Origin of the sequence: Mesorhizobium sp. M7A.F.Ca.CA.002.05.1.1 (genome assembly GCF_003998335.1) — a bacterium.
Classification (GTDB): Bacteria; Pseudomonadota; Alphaproteobacteria; order Rhizobiales; family Rhizobiaceae; genus Mesorhizobium.
Genome location: NZ_RZQI01000341.1, coordinates 1 through 5,866 on the forward strand (window position 1 = coordinate 1; position 5,866 = coordinate 5,866).

The 5,866-nt window shown below is 64.2% G+C and carries 6 protein-coding genes and 1 pseudogene; 5 read left to right on the forward strand and 2 right to left on the reverse strand.

Annotation, left to right across the window (positions count from 1 at the left end; all coding sequences use genetic code 11):
• The 4 genes and pseudogenes from EN939_RS39135 to EN939_RS18005 form a co-directional block, all read left to right on the forward strand.
• Positions 1 to 144, forward strand: a pseudogene (locus EN939_RS39135) (PAQR family membrane homeostasis protein TrhA); the annotation flags it as partial.
• Positions 145 to 248: 104 nt separating this feature from the next.
• Positions 249 to 1,274 (forward strand): MotA/TolQ/ExbB proton channel family protein, encoded by a 1,026-nt coding sequence (locus tag EN939_RS17995; RefSeq protein WP_027037204.1) that lies wholly within the window; start codon positions 249 to 251, stop codon positions 1,272 to 1,274.
• Position 1,275: 1 nt separating this feature from the next.
• Positions 1,276 to 2,307 (forward strand): peptidoglycan -binding protein, encoded by a 1,032-nt coding sequence (locus EN939_RS18000; protein ID WP_127269090.1) that lies wholly within the window; start codon positions 1,276 to 1,278, stop codon positions 2,305 to 2,307.
• A gap of 237 nt (positions 2,308 to 2,544) precedes the next feature.
• Positions 2,545 to 2,973, forward strand: coding sequence for a hypothetical protein (locus tag EN939_RS18005; protein WP_127269091.1), 429 nt, complete (start codon positions 2,545 to 2,547; stop codon positions 2,971 to 2,973).
• A gap of 75 nt (positions 2,974 to 3,048) precedes the next feature.
• On the opposite strand, the gene EN939_RS18010 is transcribed toward EN939_RS18005, so the two are convergent.
• Complete coding sequence (locus tag EN939_RS18010) at positions 3,049 to 3,402, reverse strand: DUF1304 domain-containing protein (RefSeq protein WP_127269092.1); 354 nt, start codon at positions 3,400 to 3,402, stop codon at positions 3,049 to 3,051.
• A 141-nt stretch (positions 3,403 to 3,543) separates the two neighbouring features.
• On the opposite strand from EN939_RS18010, the gene EN939_RS18015 reads away from it, so the two are divergent.
• Positions 3,544 to 5,031: a carboxypeptidase M32 gene (locus EN939_RS18015; RefSeq protein WP_127269093.1), complete on the forward strand. Its 1,488-nt coding sequence runs from the start codon at positions 3,544 to 3,546 to the stop codon at positions 5,029 to 5,031.
• A 31-nt stretch (positions 5,032 to 5,062) separates the two neighbouring features.
• On the opposite strand, the gene EN939_RS18020 is transcribed toward EN939_RS18015, so the two are convergent.
• A partial coding sequence (locus tag EN939_RS18020) for an ABC transporter ATP-binding protein (protein ID WP_127269094.1) occupies positions 5,063 to 5,866 on the reverse strand: 804 nt, incomplete at its 5' end.

Consider the following 5,866-nt stretch of genomic DNA (forward strand, 5'->3'; position numbering starts at 1 on the left):
GACATCGTCTACTCCTGCGGCGTCATCTTCTTCGCCTGGAAGGGGCTGCGCTTCCACAACGCGCTGTGGCACGGTTTCGTCGTCACCGGCGCCGGCCTGCATCTGGCCGCCATGGTCGACTGTCTGGTCATCAATCGCCTCTGACATTCTCGACGCGGCAATATTGCCAAGCGCCATTCAATTTGGTCACAATTCCGTTTAGAGTCGCGGTTTACGTGATCGGCGGCGGCATCGGAAACGGGGCACGGATGGCTTTTCTCAGATCCTTCGGCATGGGCAGACGTTCTGATGTCCTGATCTACGACCCGCATAAATTATCGAGCCCGCAGGTCTTTCTGCTGACCATGGTGATCTTCCTGGTCATCGTCGCCTTCATCGCCGCCATCCTCACCCGACAGATCTCAACCGCTTTTGGCAGCAATCCCGGCCTCAATGGCCTGATCGTCGGCGTGCTGGTGGTCGGCATCCTTTTGGCCTTCGCCCAGGTCGGGCGACTGTTTCGCGAAGTGCGCTGGGTCAACTCCTTCCGTGCCGGCTCGGAAACGACAGAACCAGTGCTTCTGGCGCCGATGAAGGCGATGATCGGCCGCTCCTCGGCGACGGCCTTCTCGACCAGTTCGATGCGCACCATGCTCGATTCCATCGCCACCCGCCTCGACGAAAGCCGCGACACCTCGCGCTATCTCGTCGGCCTGCTGGTGTTCCTCGGCCTGCTCGGCACTTTCTGGGGACTGTTGAACACCATCGGTTCGATCCGCGAGACCATCGAATCGCTCGATCCCGGCACCGGTGACGCCGCCGCGGTGCTCGATTCCCTGAAGCAGGGGCTTTCGGCGCCGCTGGCCGGCATGGGCACCGCCTTCTCGTCCTCGCTGTTCGGCCTCTCCGGCTCGCTGGTGCTCGGCTTCCTCGACCTGCAGGCCGGTCGCGCCCAGACACGCTTCTACACCGAACTGGAAAACTGGCTGTCCTCGGTGACCGACCTGTCGTCGGACATCGTCGTCGCCGACCCAGCCAAGACCGAATCCTCCGACGAGATCCGGGTGCTGTCGGAAAGGCTGCGCTCGATGCAGGAGAATGGCGGCGGCTCCAACCCGCGCGTCGCCACCGCCATGGCCAATCTCGCCGACGGCATTTCCGGCCTGGTCAAGAACATGCGCTCGGAACAGCAGATCATGCGCGACTGGGTCGAAGCCCAGTCCGACGAGCAGAAGGCGATGCGCAACACGCTGGAAAAGATCGCCGATGCCCTGAAGAAGCCCGGAGTGCACTGAAGTGGCACTCGCCAGGGGCCGGCGCACCGATCGCCGCATCGACTACTGGCCGGGCTTTGTCGACGCGCTGTCGACGCTGCTTTTGGCCATCATGTTCCTGCTCACGGTCTTCGTGCTGGCGCAGTTCCTGCTGGGACGCGAAATCTCCGGCAAGGATACGGCACTCTCGCGCCTCAACTCGCAAATCAACGAGCTGACCCAGTTGCTGGCGCTGGAGCGCTCGACGGCGCAGGACAAGGATGATTCACTGGCCAATCTGCAGGCGTCGCTGTCAGCCGCGCAAGCGGAAAGGAGCCGGCTCCAACAGTTGCTGGCGCAAGGCGCCGGTGCCGGCGACGCCGCCAACCAGCGCGCCGCGGCGCTGGGCGGCGAACTCGACAACCAACGCCAGATCAGCCAGCAGGCGCTGAGCCAGGTCGAGATCCTCAACCAGCAGATCGCGGCACTGCGCAAGCAGATCGGCGCGCTCGAGGATGCGCTCAACGTCTCCGAAATCCGCGACCGCGATTCCAACACCAAGATCGCCGACCTCGGCCGACGCCTCAACGTCGCTCTGGCACAGCGCGTGCAGGAGTTGAACCGCTACCGCTCCGACTTCTTCGGCCGCTTGCGCGAAATCCTCGCCGACCGAGAGAACATCCGTATCGTCGGCGACCGCTTCGTCTTCCAGTCGGAAGTGCTGTTCCCGACCGGCTCCGAGGTGATCAACGATGCCGGCAAGGTCGAGATGAAGAAGCTCGCCGACGCCATCATCGAGTTGCAGAAGGAAATCCCGCCCGAGATCAACTGGGTGCTGCGCGTCGACGGCCACACTGACAATAAGCCGCTCTCCGGCGCCGGCCGCTACCGCGACAATTGGGAGCTGTCGACGGCGCGTTCGACATCGGTGGTGAAATTCCTGATCGAAAACGGCGTGCCTGCCAACCGGCTCGTAGCCGCCGGTTTCGGTGAGTTCCAGCCGCTCGACCCCGCCGACACCGAAGAGGCGCAAAATAAGAACCGCCGTATTGAACTGAAGCTCACCGAACGTTGATCCAAAATCACGCGAACTTGTTCGTCGGCTCAACTCTAGAGCGCAGATAGAGGCCGACAAGGCCTGAAAAGATTATCTTTTTTTAATTACACATTGTCGCAGGGCGATCCTAACTTGCCGCCCGGGCCGAGAACCGCCGGCGATGAACCCCCTCATCGCGACGCGACGGAACCGGACGGCCCAAGGCCGGAAGGCAGGCGGACAACCGCCGCCTTCCTCTACAAGAGGAGACGCGTGATGCGCTCTTTCAAGACCTCGCTTAGAACTGCTACACTCACGGCGCTCCTCATCGCCGTTCCGCTTGCCGGCGCCTATGCCGCGGGCCATCACAAGGGCGCTCTCGACGCGGCCGATCCGACCGACATGACTGGCCCGCGTGTCGAGGCGCTTATCGCACAGGTGCAGGGCGTCCGGCAGGGCATCGTGGACGCAAGACAGGCCAACAACATCACCCCGGCCGTGGCGGAACGCCTGGAAATGCGCACGGCCCACATCGGTCAGGCGGCAGAGAAAGTCGCCGCGTCCGATCACGGCAGGATACCGGCCGCGCAATATCATGACCTGCTGCGCCGGCTCGACAATGTCGACCAGCGCCTGAGGGTCGATACCGGCAGCGGTTTCCTGATGGGCGACGGCGACGACGGCGGCAACTACCCGAACGGCTGAGGCCATAGCGCCCGAAACGGTCCAAGAGGAAGGGATCACCTGACGCTTTCGGGAGCCATCCCGCGGGCGTCCTTTTTACCAGCCCAGCCAGACCGCGATCAGCGCGGCAATCGCCGGCGCGGTCTGGATAAACAGGATTTTGCGGCCAACCGTTGCCGCGCCATAGAGGCCGGCAACAGCCACGCACAGCAGGAAAAACACCTTGACCTGGAAACCGGCCGCCCCGAGGTAAAGCCCCCAGATGAAGCCGGCGGCGAGGAAACCGTTGTAGAGCCCCTGATTGGCGGCGAGCACCTTGGAGGCGCTGGCGAATTCCGGGGTCAGGTTGAAAGCCTTGTGTCCGCGCGGCGTGTCCCACAGCACCATCTCCAGATAGACGATGTAGGCATGGATCAAGGCCACCAGCCCAACCAGGATGTTGCCGATCATTTCGTCCCCCTTGCGTTGTCGCCGGCAGCATTCCATGCGCGGCATCGCCTGCGCAAGGTGCATTTGCCCGACGGCATCCGAGGGTTGCCAACGCATTTGTGTTGGTGTCTTTTCGCGCCGTCCCCAATCACGGAAGCCGCCATGTCCTTTCAGAAACTCGATGACCTCTGCCACAAGCTCGAAGCGCTCGAGCATGCACTGGCCATTCTCGGCGCCGATGAGGCCACCCACATGGCCGTCGGCGGTGGCGAGAAGCGTGCCGAGGCGATGTCGGCACTGGCCGGCATGTATCACACCAGGGCAACGGCGCCGGAGATAGCCGACTGGATCGCTGCGGCCGAACAGGAAGCATTGGGTGAAGAGCAGCGCACTGCGGTCTCGGAACTGCGGCGCCAATACGCCAACCTGACCTGCCTGCCGGTCGAATTCGTCGAACGCCAGACGACCGCGCGCATGCGTTGCGAGCAGCTGTGGCGCGGCCTGCGCGCCAAGAACGACTGGGCGGGCTTCCAGCCGGCGCTGGAGGGCGTCGTGGCGCTGGTGCGCGAGGAAGCGGCGCTGCGTGCCGATGTGCTCGGCCTCGCCCCCTATGACGCGCTGATGGAGCAGTACGACCCCGGCAACCGCACCGCCGACATCACGCCAGTGTTCGCCGACCTGAAGGCTTTCCTGAAAGGTTTTGTGCCGGAGGCGCTGGCTATCCAGGACGCACGGCTGCGCAAGCGCCCGCTGAAGCCGCTCTCAGGCACCTATGCGATCGACCGGCAGCGCGAGCTCGGCCTTGCCATGATGGCGGCGGTCGGCTTCGACCTGACACACGGGTCGCTGTCGGTGTCGCACCACCCTTTCTGCGGCGGCGTGCCGAGCGACGTGCGCATCACCACCCGCTACAAGACTACAGACTTCCTGTCGGCGCTGATGGGCGTACTGCACGAGACCGGCCATGCGCTCTACGAGCAGAACCTGCCGAAGGCATGGTCGCACTGGCCGCTCGGCAAGGCGCGCGGCATGGCCGTGCATGAAAGCCAGAGCCTGTTCGTCGAGAAGCAGCTCGGCCGCAACCCGGCCTTCTGGCGCTGGGCGCTGCCGGTGGTCGAAAAGCATCTCGGCGAAGCCTGGTCGCTCGACGACATCCTGCCGCATGTGCATCGCGTCGAGCGCGGCCTGATCCGTGTCGATGCCGACGAGGTGACCTATCCCCTGCATGTCATCCTGCGCTACGAACTGGAGCAGGAACTCGTCGCGGGTCGGCTGGAGGTGGCTGATCTGCCCGAAGCCTGGGACGCCAAGATGCGTGACTATCTCGGCCTCTCCACCATCGACAACCCCGCCGACGGACCGATGCAGGACGTGCACTGGCCGGGTGCGGCCTTTGGCTATTTCCCATCCTACACGCTGGGCGCGATGATGGCGGCGCAGCAATGGGCGGCGCTGACGCGGGATCATCCTGCCGCCGACGAGGATCTCGCCAAAGGCAATTTCGAGGCGATCAACGACTGGCGCCGCGAAAAAATCTGGTCGCAGGGATCACGCTGGTCGACGCCGGACCTGCTCGAACGCGCCACCGGCGAAAAGCTCAACGCCACTTATTTCGTGAACCATCTGAAGCAGCGATACGGAGCCGTATAGCGGCTGCCGGCACAGCGGCAGATGTTTCTGCCTACTCAGCCGCGCCCCTGAAAGCACTGGCTCCGGTTTCGAACTGCAGCTTGGCCAGCCGCGCATAGATGCCGCCCTTGGCGACAAGGCTTTGATGCGTGCCTTCCTCGACGATCGAGCCGCCATCCATGACCAGGATCCTGTCGGCCTTCAGCACCGTTGCCAGGCGGTGGGCGATGACGATCGTGGTGCGGCCCTGCATCAGCCGTTCCAGCGCCGTCTGCACCAGCGTCTCGCTTTCGGCGTCGAGGGCGGAGGTGGCCTCGTCGAGCAGCAGGATCGGGGCGTCGCGCAGGATGGCGCGGGCGATCGCAACCCGCTGGCGCTGGCCGCCTGACAGCGTCACGCCGCGCTCACCGACCTGGCTGTCATACCCGTTCTCGAGCTTGAGGATGAATTCATCGGCAAGTGCATCCTTCGCCGCCGTCTCGATTTCGGCCTTGCTGGCTCCCGGCCGGCCGAACCCAATATTGTCACGCGCGCTTGCCGCGAAAATGGTGACGTCCTGCGGCACGATCGCGATGCGCTGGCGGATCGAAACGGGATCGGCCTCGCGCACATCGACGCCATCGATCAGGATCTTGCCTGTTTCGGGATCGTAGAAGCGTAGGATCAGCGAAAACACCGTGCTCTTGCCGGCCCCTGACGGCCCGACGATCGCCACCGTCTCGCCCGGCATGACCTGAAAGCTCAAGCCATGCACGGCGGCACGGTCCGGCCTTGCCGGGTAGGAGAAGGAGACATTGTCGAAGGCGATCGCGCCCTTGGCGACGGCCGGCAGCGGCTTCGGATCGGCGGGCGCCCG

Bases quoted from the DNA above. Each gene is read 5' to 3' on its own strand.
- EN939_RS18010 (WP_127269092.1), bottom strand. From the start codon at position 3,402: ATGATCGGCAACATCCTGGTTGGGCTGGTGGCCTTGATCCATGCCTAC.
- EN939_RS17995 (WP_027037204.1), top strand. From the start codon at position 249: ATGGCTTTTCTCAGATCCTTCGGCATGGGCAGACGTTCTGATGTCCTG.
- EN939_RS18005 (WP_127269091.1), top strand. From the start codon at position 2,545: ATGCGCTCTTTCAAGACCTCGCTTAGAACTGCTACACTCACGGCGCTC.
- EN939_RS18015 (WP_127269093.1), top strand. From the start codon at position 3,544: ATGTCCTTTCAGAAACTCGATGACCTCTGCCACAAGCTCGAAGCGCTC.